We start from the raw sequence: 21,702 nt of genomic DNA on the forward strand, positions 1-21,702 counted from the left end.
GGTGAGAAATGGAAATTAATGAAAAATTGCTGCGCCAGATAATTGAAGACGTGCTCCGCGATATGAAGGGCAGCGATAAACCCGTCTCGTTTAATGCGCCTGCGGCATCCACAGCACCACAGACCGCTGCGCCTGCGGGCGACGGCTTTCTGACCGAAGTGGGCGAAGCGCGCCAGGGTACTCAGCAGGACGAAGTCATTATCGCCGTCGGCCCGGCATTTGGCCTGGCGCAAACCGTCAATATCGTGGGCTTACCGCATAAGAGCATTCTGCGCGAAGTCATTGCCGGTATTGAAGAAGAAGGCATCAAGGCGCGCGTGATTCGCTGCTTTAAATCTTCCGACGTGGCGTTCGTCGCCGTTGAAGGTAACCGCCTGAGCGGATCCGGCATCTCCATCGGCATCCAGTCGAAAGGTACTACGGTTATCCACCAGCAGGGGCTACCGCCGCTCTCCAACCTGGAGCTGTTCCCGCAGGCACCGCTGCTGACGCTGGAAACCTACCGTCAGATTGGTAAAAACGCCGCCCGTTATGCGAAACGCGAATCACCGCAGCCGGTCCCTACGCTCAATGACCAGATGGCACGCCCGAAGTACCAGGCAAAGTCGGCCATTTTGCACATTAAAGAGACCAAGTACGTCGTGACGGGCAAAAACCCGCAGGAACTGCGCGTGGCGCTTTGATAAAGGATAACTCCATGAATACCGACGCAATTGAATCGATGGTCCGGGACGTATTGAGCCGCATGAACAGCCTGCAGGGCGATGCGCCAGCAGCGGCTCCTGCGGCAGGCGGCACGTCCCGCAGCGCAAAGGTCAGCGACTACCCGCTGGCGAACAAGCACCCGGAATGGGTGAAAACCGCCACCAATAAAACGCTGGACGACTTTACGCTAGAAAACGTGCTGAGCAATAAAGTCACCGCTCAGGATATGCGTATTACCCCGGAAACCCTGCGCTTACAGGCGTCTATCGCCAAGGACGCGGGCCGCGACCGGCTGGCGATGAACTTCGAACGCGCCGCCGAACTGACCGCGGTACCGGACGATCGCATTCTTGAAATCTACAACGCCCTTCGTCCGTATCGTTCAACGAAAGAAGAGCTGCTCGCTATCGCCGATGATCTCGAAAATCGTTATCAGGCAAAGATTTGCGCAGCTTTCGTTCGTGAAGCGGCAGGGCTGTACGTTGAGCGTAAAAAACTCAAAGGCGACGATTAATTACAGGGGTATGTGATGCGATATATAGCTGGCATTGATATCGGCAACTCATCAACGGAAGTCGCCCTGGCGACTCTGAATGAGGCTGGCGCGCTGACAATCACCCACAGCGCGCTGGCGGAAACCACCGGGATCAAAGGCACGTTGCGTAACGTGTTCGGCATTCAGGAAGCGCTCGCCCTCGTCGCAAAGCGCGCGGGGATCAATGTCAGCGATATTTCGCTCATCCGCATTAACGAAGCCACGCCGGTGATTGGCGATGTGGCGATGGAAACCATTACCGAAACCATCATCACCGAATCGACAATGATTGGCCATAACCCAAAAACGCCGGGCGGAGTAGGCCTTGGTGTGGGTATCACGATTACGCCGGAGGAGCTGTTAACCCGCCCGGCGGACTCGTCCTATATTCTGGTGGTATCGTCAGCCTTTGATTTTGCCGATATCGCCAATGTTATCAACGCCTCAATGCGCGCCGGATACCAGATTACCGGCGTCATTTTGCAGCGCGACGATGGCGTACTGGTCAGCAACCGGCTGGAAAAATCGCTACCGATTGTCGATGAAGTTCTGTACATCGACCGCATTCCGCTGGGGATGCTGGCGGCGATTGAAGTCGCCGTGCCGGGAAAGGTTATCGAAACCCTCTCTAACCCTTACGGCATCGCCACCGTATTTAATCTCAACGCCGATGAGACGAAAAACATCGTCCCGATGGCGCGCGCGCTGATCGGCAACCGTTCCGCCGTGGTGGTTAAAACGCCATCCGGCGACGTCAAAGCGCGCGCAATACCCGCCGGTAACCTGGAACTGCAGGCGCAGGGCCGAACCGTGCGCGTGGATGTCGCCGCCGGTGCCGAAGCCATCATGAAAGCAGTGGACGGCAGCGGTAAGCTCGACAACGTCACCGGCGAGGCCGGGACCAATATCGGCGGCATGCTGGAGCACGTGCGCCAGACCATGGCCGAACTGACCAACAAGCCGAGCAGTGAGATTTTCATTCAGGATCTACTGGCCGTTGACACCTCGGTTCCGGTGAGCGTCACCGGCGGTCTGGCCGGGGAGTTCTCGCTGGAGCAGGCCGTCGGCATCGCCTCGATGGTGAAATCAGACCGCCTGCAGATGGCGATGATTGCCCGTGAAATTGAGCAGAAGCTTAATATCGACGTGCAGATCGGCGGCGCTGAGGCTGAAGCCGCCATTCTCGGCGCGCTGACCACGCCGGGTACCACCCGACCGTTGGCGATCCTTGACCTCGGCGCGGGCTCCACCGATGCCTCCATCATTAACCCTAAAGGCGAAATCATCGCCACCCATCTCGCCGGGGCAGGCGACATGGTGACGATGATCATTGCCCGCGAGCTGGGGCTGGAAGACCGCTATCTGGCGGAAGAGATCAAAAAATACCCGCTGGCTAAGGTCGAAAGCCTGTTCCACTTACGCCACGAGGACGGCAGCGTCCAGTTCTTCCCGACGCCGCTGCCTCCCGCCGTGTTCGCCCGCGTCTGCGTGGTGAAACCGGACGAACTGGTGCCGCTTCCCGGCGACTTAGCGCTGGAAAAAGTGCGTGCTATTCGCCGCAGCGCTAAAGAACGCGTCTTTGTCACCAACGCCCTGCGCGCGCTGCGTCAGGTCAGTCCAACCGGCAACATTCGCGATATTCCGTTCGTGGTGCTGGTCGGCGGCTCGTCGCTGGATTTCGAAGTTCCGCAGCTGGTCACCGATGCGCTGGCGCACTACCGCCTGGTCGCAGGGCGGGGAAATATTCGCGGCAGCGAAGGCCCAAGAAACGCGGTGGCCACCGGCCTGATTCTCTCCTGGCACAAGGAGTTTGCACATGGACAGTAATCACAGCGCCCCGGCTATCGTCATTACCGTTATCAACGACTGCGCCAGCCTCTGGCACGAAGTGCTGCTGGGTATCGAAGAGGAAGGCATCCCTTTCCTGCTTCAGCATCACCCGGCTGGAGATGTCGTTGACAGCGCCTGGCAGGCGGCGCGCAGCTCGCCGCTGCTGGTTGGCATTGCCTGCGATCGACACTCGCTGGTCGTGCATTACAAGAATTTACCCGCATCGGCGCCGCTTTTTACGCTGATGCATCATCAGGACAGTCAGGCCCAACGCAACACCGGTAATAACGCGGCACGGCTGGTCAAAGGGATCCCTTTTCGGGATCTCCATGCTTAATCACAGGAGAACGGCAGTATGAATAACGCACTGGGACTGGTTGAAACAAAAGGGCTGGTCGGCGCCATTGAAGCCGCCGATGCAATGGTTAAATCCGCCAACGTACAGCTGGTGGGCTACGAAAAAATTGGTTCTGGCCTGGTTACCGTCATGGTTCGCGGCGATGTCGGCGCGGTTAAAGCAGCCGTAGATGCAGGCAGCGCGGCGGCAAGCGTCGTGGGTGAAGTGAAATCCTGCCACGTTATCCCGCGTCCGCACAGCGATGTTGAGGCCATTTTACCGAAATCAGCCTAATCGATGGCAAATAAGGAGCACCGCGTGAAGCAATCACTGGGATTACTTGAAGTTTGTGGTCTGGCACTGGCTATCAGCTGCGCCGATATCATGGCGAAATCCGCTTCTATCACGCTGCTCGCCCTCGAAAAGACCAATGGTTCAGGCTGGATGGTGATTAAAATTACCGGTGATGTGGCCTCCGTTCAGGCGGCTATCACCACCGGTGCGCATTTCGCCGAACAGCGGAATGGCCTGGTGGCCCACAAGGTTATCGCCAGGCCCGGAGAAGGGATCCTGCTCGCAGAGACACCCCCACCCTCCGTCATTGAACCTGAGCCTGAAGAGTCAGAGATAGCTGATGTCGTTTCTGGAGCGCCAGCAGAAGAGGCCCCGCAGGAATCAGAACTGGTCAGTTGCAACCTGTGTCTGGATCCAAAATGTCCTCGCCAGAAGGGCGAACCTCGCACGCTTTGCATTCATCCCGGTAAGCGAGGTGAAGCGTAATGGATAAAGAGCTTCTGCAATCAACGGTCAGTAAAGTTCTTGATGAGATGCGCCTGCGGCCTATCCCGCTGGGCGTCTCAAACCGTCATATCCACCTGTCCGCACAGGATTATGAGCGGCTGTTTCCCGGCCATCCCATCAGCGAGAAAAAAGCGCTGCTGCAGCCGGGACAATACGCCGCGGAGCAAACCGTCACCCTGGTGGGACCGAAAGGGCAGCTCAAAAATGTGCGCCTGCTCGGTCCGCTGCGCTCGGTAAGCCAGGTGGAAATTTCGCGTACCGATGCGAGAACGCTGGGGATTGCCGCGCCGCTGAGAATGTCCGGCAACCTGAAGGGGACGCCGGGCATCCGCCTGGTCAGCCCCTTTGCCGAACTGGAGCTACCTTCCGGGGTTATCGTCGCGCAGCGGCATATCCATATGTCGCCGCTTGATGCGCTGATCCTGCGGGTTTCCCACGGCGATAGGGTTTCAGTGGCGATTGAAGGCGACGAGCGCGGGCTGATTTTCAACAACGTGGCGATTCGCGTTTCACCGGACATGCGCCTCGAAATGCACATTGATACCGATGAAGCCAACGCCGCTGGTGCCGATAACCCGCAGGCCTTTGCCCGGCTGGTAGGCCCGCGATGAACGGCGAAACCCTGCAGCGCATTGTCGAGGAGATTGTCTCCCGGCTGCATCGCCGTGCCCAGAGCACGGCGACGCTGAGCGTTACGCAACTTCGCGATGCCGACTGTCCAGCACTGTTCTGTCAGCACGCGTCGCTGCGCATCCTGCTCGTCGACCTGCCGCTGCTGAGTCAGCTTGCGGATGCAGAAACCGACGATGCCGCCGCCCGGAAAATTCACGACGCGCTGGCGTTTGGCATCCGCGTACAGCTCAGCCTGCACAGCCAGCTGCTGCCGGTTATCCCGGTAAAAAAACTGGCTCGTCTGCCGCTGGTATTCACCGACGAGCACGGACTGCCGCTGGTTCTGCATGCGGGTTCGGTGCTGAGCTATCGCGATGTCGCGCTGCTAAGCCGGGGGCGTGTGGTTGTCCACCGCAAATGCATCGTGACCGCCATGGCGCGTGACGCGGCCAATGCGCGGAATATTCAATTAATTAAGCAGGAGTAAATCATGCATCTGGCACGAGTCACGGGCGCGGTTGTCTCCACGCAAAAATCACCTTCTTTGATTGGGAAAAAGCTGCTGCTGGTGCGTCGGGTCAGCGCCGATGGCGAACTCCCCGCCTCGCCTACCTCCGGCGATGAAGTGGCCGTGGACTCCGTCGGCGCGGGCGTCGGCGAACTGGTTTTGCTCAGCGGCGGCTCCAGCGCCAGGCACGTTTTTTCCGGGCCAAATGAGGCCATCGACCTCGCCGTTGTCGGCATTGTAGATACGCTTTCGTGTTAAGGGGCGGTTATGGCGATTTATACCCGAACAGGTGACGCTGGCACCACATCACTGTTTACCGGCCAGCGGGTGAGCAAAACCCACCCGCGGGTTGAAGCCTACGGCACGCTGGATGAGCTGAACGCCGCGCTGAGCCTGTGCGCCTGCGCCGCTGCGGATGAAAATCACCGCACCTTACTTGAGGCCATCCAGCAGCAACTTTTTTGGTTTAGCGCAGAGCTGGCCAGCGACAGCGAGCAGCCGTCGCCCAAACAGCGCTACATCAGCAGCGAAGAGATTTCGGCCCTGGAAGCCGCTATCGATCGGGCGATGGCCCGCGTCGAACCGCTGCACAGCTTTATTTTACCCGGACGCTGCGAAGCCGCGAGCCGATTACATTTTGCCCGCACGCTGGCGCGCCGCGCCGAACGCCGTCTGGTTGAACTGGCAACTGAAGTCAACGTACGCCAGGTGCTGATGCGCTACATCAACCGCTTATCGGACTGCCTGTACGCCCTGGCCCGCGCGGAAGATAGCGATGCGCACCAGGCCAACATCATCCGTGAAGTTAGCAAGCGCTATCTGGCTGCCAGCCAGCCGACCCGCAGCAAGGAGACAACGCCCGTGGCCCTCTCATTCCACGATCTACACCAGCTCACCCGCGCCGCCGTTGAGCGCGCGCAGCAACTGCAGGTTCCGGTAGTCGTCAGCATCGTTGACGCGCACGGCACGGAAACTGTGACCTGGCGGATGCCGGACGCCCTGCTGGTCAGCAGCGAGCTGGCGCCGAAAAAGGCCTGGACCGCAGTGGCGATGAAAACGGCGACCCATGAGCTGAGCGATGTCGTTCAGCCAGGCGCGGCGCTTTATGGCCTGGAAAGTCATTTACAGGGAAAAGTGGTCACCTTTGGCGGCGGTTACGCCCTGTGGCGCGACGGCATATTAATTGGGGGTCTTGGCATCAGCGGCGGCAGCGTTGAGCAGGACATGGATATAGCACAGACCGCCATCGCGGCTATTAACGTGGGAACTCATCAATGAATACTTCTGAACTCGAAACCCTGATTCGCACCATTCTTAGCGAGCAATTAACCACGCCAGCGCAAACACCGGCCCAGCCTCAGGGCAAAGGGATTTTCCAGTCCGTGAGCGAGGCTATCGATGCCGCGCACCAGGCGTTCTTACGTTATCAGCAGTGCCCGCTAAAAACCCGCAGCGCCATTATCAGCGCGATGCGTCAGGAGCTGACGCCGCTGCTGGCGACCCTGGCGGAAGAGAGCGCCAATGAAACGGGGATGGGCAACAAAGAAGATAAATTCCTCAAAAACAAGGCTGCGCTGGACAACACGCCGGGCGTAGAAGACCTCACCACCACCGCGCTGACCGGTGACGGCGGCATGGTACTCTTTGAATACTCGCCGTTTGGCGTCATCGGTTCAGTCGCCCCAAGCACCAACCCGACGGAAACCATCATCAATAACAGCATCAGCATGTTAGCTGCGGGCAACAGCGTCTACTTTAGCCCGCATCCGGGCGCGAAAAAGGTCTCTCTGAAGCTGATTAGCCTGATTGAAGAGATTGCCTTCCGCTGCTGCGGCATCCGCAATCTGGTGGTGACTGTAGCTGAACCCACCTTCGAAGCGACCCAGCAGATGATGGCCCACCCGCGAATCGCAGTACTGGCCATTACCGGCGGCCCGGGCATTGTGGCAATGGGCATGAAGAGCGGTAAGAAGGTGATTGGCGCTGGCGCGGGTAACCCGCCCTGCATCGTCGATGAAACAGCGGACCTGGTGAAAGCGGCAGAAGATATCATCAACGGCGCGTCATTCGATTATAACCTGCCCTGCATTGCCGAGAAGAGCCTGATCGTAGTGGAGAGCGTCGCCGAGCGTCTGGTGCAGCAAATGCAAACCTTCGGCGCGCTGTTGCTAAGCCCTGCCGATACCGACAAACTCCGCGCCGCCTGCCTGCCTGAAGGCCAGGCGAATAAAAAACTGGTCGGCAAGAGCCCATCGGCCATGCTGGAAGCCGCCGGGATCGCTGTCCCTGCAAAAGCGCCGCGTCTGCTGATTGCCGTTGTCAACGCCGACGATACGTGGGTCACCAGTGAACAGTTGATGCCGATGCTGCCGGTGGTAAAAGTCAGCGATTTCGATAGCGCGCTAGCGCTGGCCCTGAAGGTTGAAGAGGGGCTACATCATACCGCCATTATGCACTCGCAGAACGTGTCGCGCCTGAACCTCGCGGCCCGCACGCTGCAAACCTCGATATTCGTCAAAAACGGCCCCTCTTATGCCGGGATCGGCGTCGGCGGCGAAGGCTTTACCACCTTCACTATCGCCACGCCAACCGGTGAAGGGACCACGTCAGCGCGTACTTTTGCCCGCTCCCGGCGCTGCGTACTGACCAACGGCTTTTCTATTCGCTAACCGAGGTCGCGATGAATACCTTCTCACTACAAACGCGGTTGTACAGCGGTCAGGGCAGCCTGGCGGTGCTCAAGCGCTTTACCAATAAGCACATCTGGATAATCTGCGATGGTTTTCTGGCGCGCTCTCCGCTGCTGGATACGCTGCGTAACGCGCTGCCCGCAGATAACCGCATCAGCGTCTTTAGCGAGATAACGCCGGACCCCACCATCCATACCGTGGTGCAGGGCATTGCGCAAATGCAGGCCCTGCAACCGCAGGTGGTGATCGGTTTTGGCGGCGGCTCGGCAATGGACGCGGCAAAAGCGATTGTCTGGTTTAGCCAGCAAAGCGGCATCAATATCGAAACCTGCGTGGCGATCCCGACCACCAGCGGCACCGGCTCGGAAGTGACCAGCGCCTGCGTAATTAGCGACCCGGATAAAGGCATCAAGTACCCGCTGTTCAACAATGCGCTGTATCCGGATATGGCGATCCTTGACCCGGAATTGGTGGTCAGCGTACCGCCGCAGATTACCGCCAACACCGGTATGGACGTGCTGACCCACGCCCTGGAGGCCTGGGTGTCACCGCACGCCAGCGACTTTACCGACGCGCTGGCGGAAAAAGCCGCCAAACTGGTGTTCCAGTATCTGCCCACGGCGGTGGAAAAAGGCGACTGCGTAGCGACGCGCGGGAAAATGCACAATGCTTCAACGCTGGCGGGGATGGCATTCAGCCAGGCGGGACTGGGTCTTAACCACGCGATAGCTCACCAGCTCGGCGGACAGTTCCATCTGCCGCACGGGCTGGCCAATGCGCTGCTGCTCACGACGGTGATCCGCTTTAACGCGGGTGACCCGCGCGCCGCCAAACGCTACGCGCGGATGGCCAAAGCCTGCGGTTTTTGCCCGGCAGAAGCCAATGACGTTGCGGCGATCAATGCGCTGATTCAGCAAATCGAACTGCTTAAGCAACGCTGTGCCCTTCCCTCACTGGCCGTTGCGCTTAAAGAAGGAAGATCCGACTTTTCCGCACGCATTCCGGCGATGGTGCAGGCTGCGCTGGCGGACGTTACGCTGCGCACTAACCCGCGCCCGGCCAATGCCGAAGCCATTCGGGAACTGCTGGAGGAACTGCTATGAGTACCGCCGTCAACGTCGTTGAAATGTCTCATAGCGCTGATGAAATTCGCGAGCGCGTCCGCGCAGCGGGCGTTGTCGGCGCGGGCGGCGCAGGTTTTCCCGCTCACGTCAAACTACAGGCGCAGGTAGAGATTTTTCTGGTGAACGCCGCCGAGTGTGAACCGATGCTCAAAGTTGACCAGCAACTGATGTGGCAGCAAGCTGCGCGCCTTGTGCGCGGCGTACAGTATGCCATGACGGCGACCGGCGCGCGCGAAGGGGTGATTGCCCTGAAAGAAAAATACCGCCGGGCCATCGACGCCCTTACCCCGCTACTGCCCGCCGGTATCCGCCTGCATATTCTGCCGGATGTTTATCCAGCGGGCGATGAGGTGCTGACTATCTGGATGGCAACCGGCCGCCGGGTCGCCCCGGCTGCGCTACCGGCCAGCGTCGGCGTGGTCGTCAATAACGTGCAAACGGTGCTGAATATTGCCCGGGCGGTCGAGCAGCAGTTTCCGGTCACTCGTCGCACGTTGACCGTAAACGGCGCGGTCGCCAGACCGTTGACCGTTACCGTTCCTATCGGCATGTCACTGCATGAAGTGCTGGCGCTGGCGGGCGGCGCAACGGTCGACGACCCTGGTTTTATTAACGGCGGCCCGATGATGGGTGGCCTGATTACCTCTCTTGATAACCCGGTGACGAAAACTACCGGCGGCCTGCTGGTGCTCCCCAAAAGCCATCTGCTTATCCAGCGGAGAATGCAGGACGAGCGCACGGTGCTTTCCGTCGCGCGCACCGTCTGCGAACAGTGCCGACTGTGTACCGATCTCTGTCCGCGACACCTGATCGGCCACGAACTCTCTCCGCACCTGCTGGTGCGGGCGTTGAACTTTCACCAGGCCGCCACGCCGCAGTTGCTGCTGAGCGCCCTTACCTGCTCGGAATGCAACATTTGTGAAAGCGTGGCCTGCCCGGTGGGGATCTCGCCGATGCGCATCAATCGCATGTTAAAACGCGAGCTGCGGGCGCAAAACCAGCGCTACGTAGGGCCGCTGAATCCGACCGACGAAATGGCGAAATATCGCCTGGTGCCGGTGAAGCGGCTGATCGCCAAACTGGGACTAAGCCCCTGGTACCAGGAAGCTCCGCTGGTTGAAGAAGAGCCGTCAGTAGAAAAAGTCACTTTGCAGCTGCGCCAGCATATTGGTGCCAGCGCAGTACCGACTGTTGCCGTCGGCGAGCGCGTGACGCGCGGGCAATGCGTTGCCGATATCCCGCCTGGCGCGCTCGGCGCCCCCGTTCACGCCAGCATCGACGGCGTTGTATCGGCCATCAGCGAACAGGCCATCACGGTTGTAAGAGGTTAACCATGTCTCAGGCTATAGGAATTTTAGAACTCACCAGCATCGCCAAAGGCATGGAGCTTGGTGATGCCATGCTGAAAAGCGCCAACGTCGATCTGCTGGTCAGCAAGACCATCTGTCCGGGGAAGTTTTTACTGATGCTCGGCGGAGATATCGGCGCTGTCCAGCAGGCCATTGAAACCGGTACGTCGCAGGCCGGCGAGATGCTCGTCGACAGCCTGGTGCTGGCAAATATTCATCCCAGCGTACTTCCGGCCATCAGCGGCCTGAATAGCGTCGAGAAACTCCAGGCGGTCGGTATCGTCGAAACCTGGAGCGTGGCGGCCTGCATCAGCGCCGCAGACCGGGCGGTGAAAGGCTCAAACGTCACCCTGGTGCGGGTGCATATGGCCTTCGGCATCGGCGGTAAATGCTACATGGTGGTGGCGGGCGACGTTTCAGACGTCAATAACGCCGTGACGGTTGCCAGCGAAAGCGCGGGCGAGAAAGGGTTGCTGGTTTACCGTTCGGTGATCCCGCGCCCGCATGAAGCCATGTGGCGACAGATGGTGGAGGGATAATGGAAAGACAACCGACAACGGATCGCATGATTCAGGAATACGTGCCGGGGAAACAGGTCACTCTCGCGCACCTGATTGCTAATCCAGGGAAAGATCTCTTTAAGAAACTGGGCCTGCCGGATGCGGTCTCCGCCATTGGCATCCTTACCATCACGCCGAGCGAAGCATCGATTATCGCCTGCGATATCGCCACCAAATCCGGCGCGGTGGAAATTGGTTTTCTCGATCGCTTTACCGGTGCCGTGGTGCTGACCGGCGACGTTTCTGCTGTGGAATATGCCCTCAAGCAGGTGACGCGCACGCTGGGCGAGATGATGCAATTCACCACCTGTTCGATTACCCGGACGTAAGCCAATGAAGCGTTTGATGTTTATCGGCCCCAGCCAGTGCGGGAAAACCTCGCTGACCCAAAGCCTGCGCGGCGAAGCGCTCCATTATAAGAAAACCCAGGCCATTGAATGGTCGCCGATGGCCATCGACACGCCGGGCGAGTACCTGGAGAACCGCTGCCTGTATAGCGCCCTGCTGACCAGCGCCTGCGAGGCCGACGTTATCGCCCTGGTGTTAAATGCCGACGCCCAGTGGTCGCCCTTTTCTCCGGGGCTTACCGCCCCGATGAACCGACCGACGATTGGCCTGGTCACTAAGGCCGATCTGGCCGAGCCGCAGCGTATTTCGCTGGTTGCGGAATGGCTTACGCAGGCTGGCGCACAGCAGATTTTTATTACCAGCGCGCTGAATAACTCGGGTCTCGACGCCGTGCTGGATTTTCTGAATTCGAAGGAACCTTTATGTCTTACAAAATAATGGCCATTAACGCCGGCAGCTCATCGTTAAAATTCCAGCTGCTGGAGATGCCGCAGGGCGACATGCTCTGTCAGGGGCTGATTGAACGTATCGGTATGGCGGATGCGCAGGTGACAATTAAGACGCACAGCCAAAAATGGCAGGAAACCGTCCCCGTTGCCGATCATCGCGATGCGGTAACGCTGCTTCTGGAAAAGCTGCTGGGTTATCAAATCATTAACAGTCTGCGGGACATTGACGGGGTGGGCCATCGTGTGGCGCACGGCGGTGAGTTTTTTAAAGACTCGACGCTGGTCACGGATGAAACGTTAGCGCAAATCGAACGTCTTGCTGAACTGGCCCCGCTTCACAACCCGGTAAACGCGTTGGGTATTCACGTTTTTCGTCAACTGTTGCCTGATGCCCCTTCCGTAGCCGTGTTTGATACGGCATTTCACCAGACGCTGGATGAACCCGCCTATATTTACCCGCTTCCCTGGCATTATTATGCTGAACTGGGGATTCGCCGTTATGGCTTTCATGGCACCAGCCATAAGTATGTCAGCGGCGTTCTGGCGGAAAAGCTGGGCGTACCACTCAGCGCATTACGGGTGATTTGTTGTCATCTTGGAAACGGTAGCAGCATCTGCGCCATCAAGAACGGGCGTTCGGTCAATACGTCGATGGGCTTTACGCCGCAGTCAGGCGTGATGATGGGCACCCGTAGCGGAGATATTGATCCCTCTATTCTGCCGTGGATAGCCCAGCGCGAAAGCAAAACGCCGCAACAGTTGAATCAGTTATTAAATAATGAGTCAGGCTTGCTGGGCGTTTCTGGCGTGTCGTCTGATTACCGCGATGTCGAACAGGCAGCCAATACCGGTAACCGGCAGGCTAAACTCGCTCTCACTCTGTTTGCCGAACGCATTCGCGCCACCATTGGCAGCTATATTATGCAAATGGGAGGACTGGATGCGCTGGTATTCACTGGGGGCATTGGCGAGAACTCAGCGCGCGCCAGATCGGCGGTGTGCCATAATTTGCAATTTTTGGGCTTAGCCGTTGATGAAGAGAAAAATCAACGTAATGCGACATTTATCCAGACGGAGAACGCCCTGGTGAAAGTCGCCGTCATCAACACCAACGAAGAGTTAATGATCGCACAAGACGTTATGCGCATTGCGCTACCTGCCACGGAAGGGCTTTGTGTACCAGCCTGAGAGGGTCATACGACGCATTGCGGCAAGTCATGGTAATAACGCTTTTACCATGACACTATGCGCGCACACTATTCGTACCTGAAAGGTGATAACGTGGCTGTTGCGCAATGCCCCGCCTCATGCGGGGAACTTATCCAGGGATGGATTCTGGGCAGTGAGAAACTGGTCTCCTGCCCCGTTGACTGGTACAGCACCGTAGTAGTCACGGCTGCGCCGCCGCTGGTAAACGAGCGTCCATTGTCGCGGGCGATGGTGGAGCGCGTTCTGGCGCACTGGCAGTATCCTGCGCACTGGAGTAACGAGATTCGCGTCGATGTGCGTTCGTCAATTCCTGTTGCCAAAGGCATGGCCAGCAGCACCGCAGATATCGCCGCTACGGCGGTGGCAACGGCGCATCATCTTGGCCATTCGCTGGATGAAACCACCCTTGCACAGCTTTGCGTCTCAATCGAACCCACTGATAGCACCGTTTTTCATCAGTTAACGCTGTTTGATCATAATAATGCGGCCACGCAAATCGCCTGCGAGCCACCGCCGCCAATCGATTTGCTGGTACTGGAAAGCCCGGTCACACTGCGCACGCAAGATTACCACCGTCTCCCTCGCCAGCAGAAATTAATAGCAAGTTCAGCAACCTTGCAGCAGGCCTGGAATCTGGTGCAGGAAGCCTGTATAACGCAAAATCCGCTCCGACTGGGTGAGGCGGCTACGCTTAGCGCTATCGCCAGCCAGACGCTGTTACCTAAGCCGGGCTTTACCGCCCTGCTGTCGCTGGTCGAAGAGTGTGATTTATACGGATTGAACGTGGCGCATAGCGGTAGCGTGGTGGGTCTGATGCTGGACCGGAAACGTCATGATATTGCGCGCCTGAAAGGTAAGCTGGCAGAGAAAAAACTTACCCGACACTGGCCAAAACAACATTTACTCAAGATGGTCACAGGCGGGGTCAAACTGCAGTGAGAGCCTGATATACGCTCCCACTGCCGTAGCGCATTATTCGGCTTTTACATCGGCGTGTTTCATTTCGCCCATCGCTTTCAGCTTTTTGGAAATGTCGCGACGCTCTTTGGAGATTTCGGCATTTTTAATGATGTAGTCATCAACGCGATCTTCATAGTCGCTTTTCATGCTGGCGATGATACCCTGAATCGCCTCAACGCTCATACCTGGCTTGATGTAGTCGCTCAGGTTGTCCAGCAGCAGCACACGCTTCTGGTTGTCACGGATCTTCTTCTCAATGTCCTGAATTTCACGTTGCAGTTTATTTTTGCGACGGAACAGACGAACAAACTCCAGCACGTCCTGGAAAGAAGGCTTGGTTGTTTCCATTTTTACACCCCTGATAATGTGAGATTCGGATTCGTTAAGCAACTGCTAGTGGATAAACATTACGTTTATCCCCGTCATACTTCAAGCCGCCAGAGGAAACACCGTTACGTCGCCGTCTGGGGAAACCTGAAGGTTCGGAGATAAAATCGTTGCCAGTAGCACTCATTTTATCCTTATATTAGTATCATACTCTTAATCTTTGCTGAATCGAAGCAGCAACAAATTCATTCGCCCCATCTGCTTTTTATTTGCGCAAAGCCCGGCAGATCAAATGCGAAAGCAGTTCCAACTGTCGGGCCGTTTCCATACTTAGCCAAACATAGCCGTGGATGGGGGTTTCAGCCACCGCGTCGCCCTGCTGCTCGTTCATTAGCTGCCGCAACTCGGCAGCAATATCATTCAGTTTACCGGTATTTGCCAGTACCGGCTGCGGGTTGCCTTCATACAACGCGTGGGCGATCGTTAACAAGGTTTGCTGCGTCATCTGCTGGGTTTCACGCAATGTGTGCGCGTTAAGCATCACAAAATGGCTGGCGCGCGTCGCCCAGTGGGCATTGATTTGTAATTCAAGCATACAAACCAGATTGCGGTTGATGGTCTGAATGGCCTCGAAAATAGATTTTTGTATCCGGGTTTCTTTACTGGCGGGCGTTATCAGCCCGCGCATTTTGACGACATCGTTCAGCAATCGTTGCAAATGTTTATCCAACCGGGGGCGCTCCAGCAAATTCGGCGACAGCGCTGCCTGATACACCCGATTATACGCCGTGACGCAATGCGCCAGTTGGATGCGCCAGTGCAAAAAGGCGCGCTGGGGCCAGATGCCGGTAAACAACATTGCCAGTAGCGACCCCAAAATCACATCCCCGCCACGCCATAATGCCGTATTCATATCACCAGCAGGAGCGCCGACAACAACGGCGAGCGTTATGCCTATCAGTAGCGCCTGATACGGTTTTTTCCCTAATGCCAGCCAGCCGCACAAAAACATCGCTATCGCACACCACACCAGCATCAGCGGTAAGGAAAAGAGCTCCAGGCGTAGCGCCACCAGCCCTAACGCCGCGCCCAAAATCGTACCGCCTATGCGCTCAAAAGCACGAGGCACTACATTTCCCCAGAATGAGATGGGCCCCATAATCACCACTAACGTGATTAGCGGCCATGTGCCCTCGGGAATAGAAAACAGACGAACCAGCAGAAAGGTAAGAATGAACGCCAGGGCGATACGTATGCCATGCACGATGCGATAATGACGGTACAACCGTATTTCAAAAGGGCTTAATGACTTATCGGCACGCACGCTTGCGCTCCTTACGGGAATAGCAAAAAATGCATTGTACCTGCTTTATAGCAAAAATAGCGCACTGGCGGACGGAACACATTATCCGTCCGCTCTTTTCAGCCAGGAAACCAGTCGATCACTTCCGCTGTACCGGAATATACATTTCAATATCCCAGTATCCATCTTCCATACCGTTATTCAGATAGGTTTCAAAACAGGGCGCAGAGGCTATCTGATAAGCGCTATCCTGCTCCAGGACGTCAAAAAACCGTTCCCACGGCTTCGCAAAGTCACGGTCTTCCACTCGCGCGACAGCAGTGGCATATTCGCCGCCTTCAATGGCGGTCACGATTACGCCTTCGCTATTGTCCGGCAGGATGAAATTCTCTGCCACGGACACCACGGTATCGCAGCGGAGTTTTTCCGCAGGTACGACATCTGGATTGTCGTAATAGACGGCTATCCATTCAACTGGCACGATCCGCTGTCGATCCACCCATGTCATCAGTTGTTCAAAACCCTGCTTCACGGTGTGTTCCCATGGACCGACCATGTGGAAACCGGCTATCTTGCGTTTTTGTTCCTGCCTGATTTCGTAATCCATGCTGCCTCCGTCACTTTACTATACTGTATGAATGTACAGTATAATTACAGCCTTTTACGGTCACAAGGACTGCGTGATCATTTTGTGAGCAACCTCGCAATCCCGCCCTTTTGACACCTCAGATGGCGGTGAACGATGTGTGACAACGGCTTACGCTTTATGCTGAAAATAGTCGCTCAGACGAGAGAACATACCGCCTTTACCCACCGATTCCAGAGTAACCAGCGGCCACTGAGCGATCAGTTTATCCCGATCGTAGAGCTCTATTTCACCTACCTGTTGATGAGCGGCGATTGGCGCCTCCAGCTCTTTTCTATCCAGCACATATTTTGCTTTGATATGCGGAATTTCCGCTTTAGGCAGCGCCATCCAGAAATCCTGTTCCGTACCCAGCGCAATCTTTTCTTTGTCTCCATACCAGATTCGCTCGCTGCCCACTTTTTTACCGCTGTGCAAAATCTGCACCGTCGCAAAGTTTTGCAGGCCCCACTGCAACAGTTTTCGAGCCTGTTCTTCACGGCCTTTCGAACTTTTCGCTCCCATCACAACAGCGATAAGTCGACGCTGCCCGTCCACCGCCGATGCGATAAGATTATATCCCGCCCCCGATGTGTGTCCGGTTTTAAGCCCATCAATATGCATGGTCTTATCCCACAACAAGCCGTTGCGGTTCTGCTGCGTGATGCCGTTCCAGGTCAGGCTTTTCTCGCTGTACATGTGATAAAATTCAGGTTCGCCGTGAATAATCGCCCGGGAGAGTACGGCCAGATCATACGCGGAGCTATGTTGTCCCGGCGCATCCAGACCGTGGACGGTTTCAAAATGGGTATCCTGCAAATTGAGTTTTTTCACATAGCTGTTCATCATCGCCACAAACTGCGGCTGCCCGCCCGCGATATAATCCGCCAGCGCCACACAGGCATCGTTACCGGAATCCACGATTAAGCCACGGCTTAAATCACGCACCGACACGCGATCCCCTTCTTTTAAAAACATCAACGAGGAGCCGACAAACACCGGATTATCCTTCGCCCAGGCGTCGCGCCCAACGGTGACGATATCGTCAGGGCTGATACGATGACTATCGATGGCGCGATCGACGACGTAGCCCGTCATTAGCTTGGTAAGGCTGGCGGGATTACGTTGCTGGTGTTCATTACCGGCGGTAAGAACCTGTCCCGTAGTGTAATCCATCAACACCCAGGCGCCTGCATCAATGGCTGGCGGTTGGGGAGCAAAACTTACGGCATCGGCCGCAAGCGCAGGAGAAAGGTGCATCGCGAATAAAGAAGCGGCAATAAACAAACGGCGTTTCAACAGCATGTCCTCAGGATGGTCTCTATTTGCCGTTCTTTTTACGGAAGTTCAGTTAAACAAACATGGATAAATTGCAAGAAAATGTGACACAAGGCACATTTTCTTGCTGACTTTATTTTATGGATACGCTCAGACGGCGGACTTATCCCCGCGCGGCGCGGTACGATGACGATGATAGCCGTCAACCATGCTACGGAAAATTTGTCCCGGCGTGTCGCCAAGAGTACACAGATAGAGATGCGCGCAAATAAACAGTAAGCCGATGATAGCAAGCGCCATATGCAGCACCAGCATCACAGGGCCCAGACCCGCAACCTGCGGATAGAGACACAGCAAACCGGTGATGATTAACAGCGGTACCAGCGCGTACATAATCGCCAGATATGCCAGTTGTTGCAGTGGATTGAACTTATTCTGCTCTGTTGCCGCGAACGGATGCGCTTCCCCTTTCATGATGCCAAAAAGGTAAAAACGCGTCTGGCGTATGCAGCGCGTCACCAGTCCGGAAAAATTTACCCGATAGTGACGCCCGTTACCTGTGGTGAGGTTGATCAGCACAAACCCGACCCAGAAAGCCAGTAAGGCAAAACCACACCAGGTATGTACTTGTACCATTAGCGCTACAGGGCCGAGAGAAAAATGACCAAATAAACCGCTTAACAGTAATAAAACAAACAGTAACGCATTTCCCCAATGCCAACGGCGAATCGCCAGCGAGTAGAGATAGTCACGATGCTCTTCGCCGCCCGCCGTTTTTGGCGCCAGCATCCGGCGCAATAACGCATGGATAACCAGCCCAACAAGCATGAGCAGCACCACGACGCCTGCGTAAATTAACCACAGCGGCCAATAATCTGGCGCATAGTGTAGTTCCGCTCCCCAGATAGTATTCATGCTTTACCCTCCTGATGGACTTCTTTACGACGGTACAGACTGACCGCGCCGCTACGCGCTTCCTGCTGGCGATAGACCTCTTTCTGACCGACCCAGCGCTGGATCTCGCTCTCATCCAGTCTGCCGAATTTCAGCGCGTCCGTTGGGCAAACGGATACGCACGCCGGAGACTGGCCAGCCGCCAACCGCGTGTCGGCACAGAAGTTACACTTGTCGGCGACGCCGGTTTGCGGATTCAAATAGCGCACATGGAAAGGACATGCGGCAACACAATAATCGCAGCCAATACAGCGCGATTTATCCACCTGCACGATCCCGTTTTCATCACGATATGACGCTCCGGTAGGACAAACGCTGACACATGGCGCATTTTCACAGTGCTGACAGGAGACGCGGACAAATTGAAAATGGGTTTGTGCGTTGGATGCCTGTTTAGGGGCGCGAATTTGTACCTGTACGCGGCTAAATCCCTCCGGTACGTCATTAAGCACTTTGCAGGCAACGGTACACGCCTGGCAGCCGATACAACGCTTTTCATCATGCAGCATGACGTACTGATTCGTTAAATGATTCATGGTTCCCTCCTCCCTCATGCCCGGCTCAGCGTCACGCCTGCGGTATGCACTACCGTACCGGATACCGGACTCGTCACGTGCGGCAGTAAATTTCCGCAGTGGATACCGTGTGTCGTCGCCGCCGTTTTGGCCCCAGCTTTAGCGCCAAATCCCATATAGACAAAAAGCGTGTCCGGGCGGATTCCGGGCGTCACCAGCGCCTTACCTTTCTCTTTACCCGTAGCATTTTCCAGCCAGATCTCATCGCCGGTCTTAATGCCTTTTTCTTGCGCCGTTTGCGGATGGACCCAGACCGCGTTATCCCACATTAGCTCGCTGAGTAAAGGTACGTACTGCGTCGCGCCATTGGTATGCACGGCCACTTTGCCCTGAATGAAGTAAAGCTCATTCTCTTTTTTAAGCGCAAAGTCACGAACGCGCGGAACGCCGTAGCCTGGGAGCAATTCCTCCAGGGTTGCGGAATAAAGTTCGATTTTGCCGGAGGGCGATTTGAAGCGAAGCTGTTCGCCATAGGTGTTGTCGCTGTCCGTCGCGATAGCGCCGGGGTAACGTGCCGTAAACTGACGAACGGATTCTGGTTCGCGTAATAGCAGCGGAACGCCCCATTCGAGATACCCTTTCTGTCGCAGTTCCTTCGCTAAGGCATGGTCGCCGTTCAACTGATAGAGTTGGCGCGTCTGCATATCCTGCCACGGATAGTACTGCCCTAATCCCAACTGCTCGCCAAGTTCTTTCCAGATTTGCCAACTCGGACGCGCCTCGCCAATCGGCTCTACGACCTGTTGGCGCAGAGCGTAAGCCGGGTGCAGTCCCGACATATCCGATACCTCTTCGTCCCGTTCGAGATAGGTGCATTCCGGCAGCAGATAGTCGGCATACGCCGCGCTCTCGCTCAAATAGACATCGCAGCTAACCACCAGATCCAGTTGCTCAACGGTTTTTACCAGGTCCGAACGACAGGTGACGGTCTGGAAAGGATTATGCCGCGACATAATCCACGCCTTTACCGGGTAAGGCTTCTGAGTTAACGCCGCGTCAATAATGCTTTGCACCACGCCGCCGCCAGCAGCGATATATTTAAACTGCGGTGCGACCAAATCGATTCGTTGCGCCGTCGGTTTCGGCATATTTTTAATGTTGAGTTTCGCCAGCGTTGGCGCGACCTTTTCTCCGGCCAGTTTGTTGTAAACCGACGCGTTTTTTTTCTGATATAGCCCGCCTTCGCGCTCAATATTACCGAGCAGCACATTAAGCGTAAAAATCATACGCCGCATATCGATCTCTTCCTGCGAGAACGTCGCGCGATGACCAGGACTGACAATAGCGTGAGGCGCGCAGGCGGCCAGTTCGCGTGTCACCCGGACAATGACGTCGGCCGGGACATCAGCCTGCGCGGCGGCCCATTCCGGCGTCGTCTCTTTTACCGCCTGTGCTAACTGTTCAAATCCGCTGGTATAACGCTCAACAAAAGACGCATCGTAGAGTTGTTCATCAATCATGACGTGGCACATCGCCAGCAGAACCGCTAAATCTCCCCCGGGACGAATAGCGTGCCACTCATCCGCCTTGCTGGAAAATATCGACAGACGCGGATCGAAGCTCACCATTTTGGCCCCCTTCTCCTGCGCGGTCATTAACTCATGGGTATCGGCAACTTCAATCCCTTCATACAAATTGTGGCCAAACGAAACCAGATAGCGCGTGTTAGCGATATCCATCGCCAGATCGCCGCCCATCATCACTTTTGCCGCAATGGCTTTCCCGGCAGGGCACGTTGAGGCGTGAGTAAAGGTATTAGGCGAACCAAAGGCCGTAGCCAGATGGAAAAGATGGCTGGAGAGCGAGCCCGATTTGGAAGAGAAAGCCACGGTCTCGGGGCCATGCTGCGCTTTGATGGCATTCATTTTCGCCGCGATTTCCTGGTAAGCCTGTTGCCAGCTAATCACCTGCCATTCACCGTCGCCGCGTGGCCCGGTGCGTTTCATAGGTTTTACAATCCGTTGCGGGTCATTGACCAGGCTGACGCCGCTCCCGCCCCTGGCGCATATGCGCGTCCCCTGCTGCGGCGCAGAAGGATTGCCCTGGATAAAAACGGTCTTGTTATTGACTACCTGCGCCTGAATAGGGCAACGAAAGGAACACATTTCGCACAAACTTGGCGTTAGCGTGGTTTTACCGTTAATGCCGGCAATCGGGTTGCGCGCCAGCGCCCCGGGCGGAAAAGCGCCCAGCGCGCAGGCAGAGCAGCCGATGCCTACCCCCTGCAAAAAAGAACGACGACTAATGCTCATATAACCTCCTGTTATTAGATATAGCTGAAGATTATATTTAATTTGTATTATGAAATGTCGGCTTCAATCACAATTTGAAATAGTTGTTAAAATGAACACGCCAACACGATAAAACCTTTTATTTTATAAATATTTTACATTTCCTGAACACGCACATGGCTGTCATTGAATAATCAGCAGAATTACCAAACAACCCGCTGTTAATTATAAAAATGATACAATTCCAATAACACGTAATAATATTTAAAAGAAACGATTATTTCCTGAAAAGCGATTTCACGCGCTTTACGCAGTTCTTTCTCATACGCGCCGGAACGTCCGCCGACGATATCCCGAATGCCGGCGAAAAACGTTGGTTGCGCATCGAAGCG

25 protein-coding genes and 1 pseudogene are annotated in these 21,702 nt (G+C 56.1%); 18 read left to right on the forward strand and 8 right to left on the reverse strand.

Annotation, left to right across the window (positions count from 1 at the left end; translation table 11 throughout):
• Nucleotides 1-8: 8 nt before the first annotated feature.
• From pduD to pduX, 18 genes are all read left to right on the forward strand, one after another.
• Nucleotides 9-683 (forward strand): propanediol dehydratase medium subunit PduD, encoded by a 675-nt coding sequence (pduD, locus tag ACLJZ5_RS03985; protein WP_000405048.1) that lies wholly within the window; start codon nt 9-11, stop codon nt 681-683.
• A gap of 14 nt (nt 684-697) precedes the next feature.
• The gene (gene pduE, locus ACLJZ5_RS03990) at nt 698-1,219 is read left to right on the forward strand and encodes a propanediol dehydratase small subunit PduE (protein ID WP_001090597.1); all 522 of its coding nucleotides are present in this window, start codon (nt 698-700) and stop codon (nt 1,217-1,219) included.
• A gap of 15 nt (nt 1,220-1,234) precedes the next feature.
• Complete coding sequence (pduG, locus tag ACLJZ5_RS03995) at nt 1,235-3,067, forward strand: propanediol dehydratase reactivase alpha subunit PduG (RefSeq protein ID WP_024798498.1); 1,833 nt, start codon at nt 1,235-1,237, stop codon at nt 3,065-3,067.
• Nucleotides 3,057-3,407 (forward strand): propanediol dehydratase reactivase beta subunit PduH, encoded by a 351-nt coding sequence (gene pduH / locus ACLJZ5_RS04000; protein ID WP_000377969.1) that lies wholly within the window; start codon nt 3,057-3,059, stop codon nt 3,405-3,407. The genes pduG and pduH overlap by 11 nt, the downstream gene beginning before the upstream one ends.
• Nucleotides 3,408-3,425: 18 nt before the next feature.
• Nucleotides 3,426-3,701 (forward strand): propanediol utilization microcompartment protein PduJ, encoded by a 276-nt coding sequence (pduJ, locus tag ACLJZ5_RS04005; RefSeq protein WP_001057755.1) that lies wholly within the window; start codon nt 3,426-3,428, stop codon nt 3,699-3,701.
• Between the two features lie 3 nt (nt 3,702-3,704).
• Nucleotides 3,705-4,187, forward strand: coding sequence for a propanediol utilization microcompartment protein PduK (gene pduK / locus ACLJZ5_RS04010; protein ID WP_001284386.1), 483 nt, complete (start codon nt 3,705-3,707; stop codon nt 4,185-4,187).
• Nucleotides 4,187-4,819, forward strand: coding sequence for a phosphate propanoyltransferase (locus ACLJZ5_RS04015; RefSeq protein ID WP_000356727.1), 633 nt, complete (start codon nt 4,187-4,189; stop codon nt 4,817-4,819). The genes pduK and ACLJZ5_RS04015 overlap by 1 nt, the downstream gene beginning before the upstream one ends.
• Nucleotides 4,816-5,307 carry a propanediol utilization microcompartment protein PduM gene (pduM, locus tag ACLJZ5_RS04020; RefSeq protein WP_001012960.1) on the forward strand — a complete coding sequence of 164 codons (492 nt, stop codon included), beginning with the start codon at nt 4,816-4,818 and terminating at the stop codon, nt 5,305-5,307. The genes ACLJZ5_RS04015 and pduM overlap by 4 nt, the downstream gene beginning before the upstream one ends.
• A gap of 3 nt (nt 5,308-5,310) precedes the next feature.
• Complete coding sequence (gene pduN, locus ACLJZ5_RS04025; RefSeq protein ID WP_000549824.1) at nt 5,311-5,586, forward strand: propanediol utilization microcompartment protein PduN; 276 nt, start codon at nt 5,311-5,313, stop codon at nt 5,584-5,586.
• A 9-nt stretch (nt 5,587-5,595) separates the two neighbouring features.
• Nucleotides 5,596-6,606 (forward strand): two-domain cob(I)yrinic acid a,c-diamide adenosyltransferase PduO, encoded by a 1,011-nt coding sequence (gene pduO / locus ACLJZ5_RS04030; RefSeq protein ID WP_001029486.1) that lies wholly within the window; start codon nt 5,596-5,598, stop codon nt 6,604-6,606.
• The gene (gene pduP / locus ACLJZ5_RS04035) at nt 6,603-7,997 is read left to right on the forward strand and encodes a CoA-acylating propionaldehyde dehydrogenase PduP (protein WP_024797357.1); all 1,395 of its coding nucleotides are present in this window, start codon (nt 6,603-6,605) and stop codon (nt 7,995-7,997) included. The genes pduO and pduP overlap by 4 nt, the downstream gene beginning before the upstream one ends.
• Nucleotides 7,998-8,008: 11 nt before the next feature.
• Nucleotides 8,009-9,121, forward strand: coding sequence for a 1-propanol dehydrogenase PduQ (pduQ, locus tag ACLJZ5_RS04040; protein WP_001091455.1), 1,113 nt, complete (start codon nt 8,009-8,011; stop codon nt 9,119-9,121).
• Entirely contained in the window at nt 9,118-10,473 is a 1,356-nt protein-coding gene (gene pduS / locus ACLJZ5_RS04045) for a cobalamin reductase PduS (protein WP_024797356.1), read from the forward strand. Before pduQ ends, pduS begins: the two co-directional genes overlap by 4 nt.
• 2 nt (nt 10,474-10,475) lie before the next feature.
• The gene (gene pduT, locus ACLJZ5_RS04050) at nt 10,476-11,030 is read left to right on the forward strand and encodes a propanediol utilization microcompartment protein PduT (protein ID WP_024797355.1); all 555 of its coding nucleotides are present in this window, start codon (nt 10,476-10,478) and stop codon (nt 11,028-11,030) included.
• Nucleotides 11,030-11,380: a propanediol utilization microcompartment protein PduU gene (pduU, locus tag ACLJZ5_RS04055; protein WP_000441100.1), complete on the forward strand. Its 351-nt coding sequence runs from the start codon at nt 11,030-11,032 to the stop codon at nt 11,378-11,380. The genes pduT and pduU overlap by 1 nt, the downstream gene beginning before the upstream one ends.
• Before the next feature lie 4 nt (nt 11,381-11,384).
• Nucleotides 11,385-11,837 carry a propanediol utilization protein PduV gene (gene pduV / locus ACLJZ5_RS04060; protein ID WP_024797354.1) on the forward strand — a complete coding sequence of 151 codons (453 nt, stop codon included), beginning with the start codon at nt 11,385-11,387 and terminating at the stop codon, nt 11,835-11,837.
• Nucleotides 11,822-13,036, forward strand: a complete 1,215-nt coding sequence (gene pduW / locus ACLJZ5_RS04065) for a propanediol utilization propionate kinase PduW (protein WP_000120647.1) — start codon at nt 11,822-11,824, stop codon at nt 13,034-13,036. The genes pduV and pduW overlap by 16 nt, the downstream gene beginning before the upstream one ends.
• Before the next feature lie 93 nt (nt 13,037-13,129).
• Nucleotides 13,130-13,996, forward strand: coding sequence for an L-threonine kinase PduX (gene pduX, locus ACLJZ5_RS04070; protein ID WP_031617815.1), 867 nt, complete (start codon nt 13,130-13,132; stop codon nt 13,994-13,996).
• Between the two features lie 33 nt (nt 13,997-14,029).
• Here the strand turns inward: pduX and ACLJZ5_RS04075 are convergent, their stop codons facing one another.
• The 8 genes and pseudogenes from ACLJZ5_RS04075 to ACLJZ5_RS04110 all read right to left on the reverse strand — a co-directional run.
• A complete protein-coding gene (locus tag ACLJZ5_RS04075; RefSeq protein WP_000450405.1) occupies nt 14,030-14,365 on the reverse strand; it encodes a DUF496 family protein in 336 nt (111 codons plus the stop codon).
• A 244-nt stretch (nt 14,366-14,609) separates the two neighbouring features.
• Nucleotides 14,610-15,668, reverse strand: coding sequence for an FUSC family protein (locus tag ACLJZ5_RS04080; RefSeq protein WP_023137033.1), 1,059 nt, complete (start codon nt 15,666-15,668; stop codon nt 14,610-14,612).
• A gap of 118 nt (nt 15,669-15,786) precedes the next feature.
• A complete protein-coding gene (gene sbmC / locus ACLJZ5_RS04085; RefSeq protein WP_000384326.1) occupies nt 15,787-16,254 on the reverse strand; it encodes a DNA gyrase inhibitor SbmC in 468 nt (155 codons plus the stop codon).
• A 150-nt stretch (nt 16,255-16,404) separates the two neighbouring features.
• Complete coding sequence (gene dacD, locus ACLJZ5_RS04090) at nt 16,405-17,577, reverse strand: serine-type D-Ala-D-Ala carboxypeptidase DacD (RefSeq protein ID WP_000925050.1); 1,173 nt, start codon at nt 17,575-17,577, stop codon at nt 16,405-16,407.
• 123 nt (nt 17,578-17,700) lie between these two features.
• Nucleotides 17,701-18,465 carry a thiosulfate reductase cytochrome B subunit gene (gene phsC, locus ACLJZ5_RS04095; protein ID WP_001092553.1) on the reverse strand — a complete coding sequence of 255 codons (765 nt, stop codon included), beginning with the start codon at nt 18,463-18,465 and terminating at the stop codon, nt 17,701-17,703.
• Nucleotides 18,462-19,040 carry a thiosulfate reductase electron transport protein PhsB gene (gene phsB / locus ACLJZ5_RS04100; protein WP_024797352.1) on the reverse strand — a complete coding sequence of 193 codons (579 nt, stop codon included), beginning with the start codon at nt 19,038-19,040 and terminating at the stop codon, nt 18,462-18,464. Before phsB ends, phsC begins: the two co-directional genes overlap by 4 nt.
• Nucleotides 19,041-19,054: 14 nt before the next feature.
• A complete protein-coding gene (phsA, locus tag ACLJZ5_RS04105; protein ID WP_024797351.1) occupies nt 19,055-21,331 on the reverse strand; it encodes a thiosulfate reductase PhsA in 2,277 nt (758 codons plus the stop codon).
• A gap of 257 nt (nt 21,332-21,588) precedes the next feature.
• Nucleotides 21,589-21,681 (reverse strand): annotated as a pseudogene (locus tag ACLJZ5_RS04110) (heavy metal-binding domain-containing protein); the annotation flags it as partial.
• Between the last annotated feature and the right edge of the window lie 21 nt (nt 21,682-21,702).

It is taken from the genome of Salmonella sp. 5800 (genome assembly GCF_046558195.1).
In the GTDB taxonomy this organism is placed as follows: Bacteria; Pseudomonadota; Gammaproteobacteria; order Enterobacterales; family Enterobacteriaceae; genus Salmonella; species Salmonella enterica.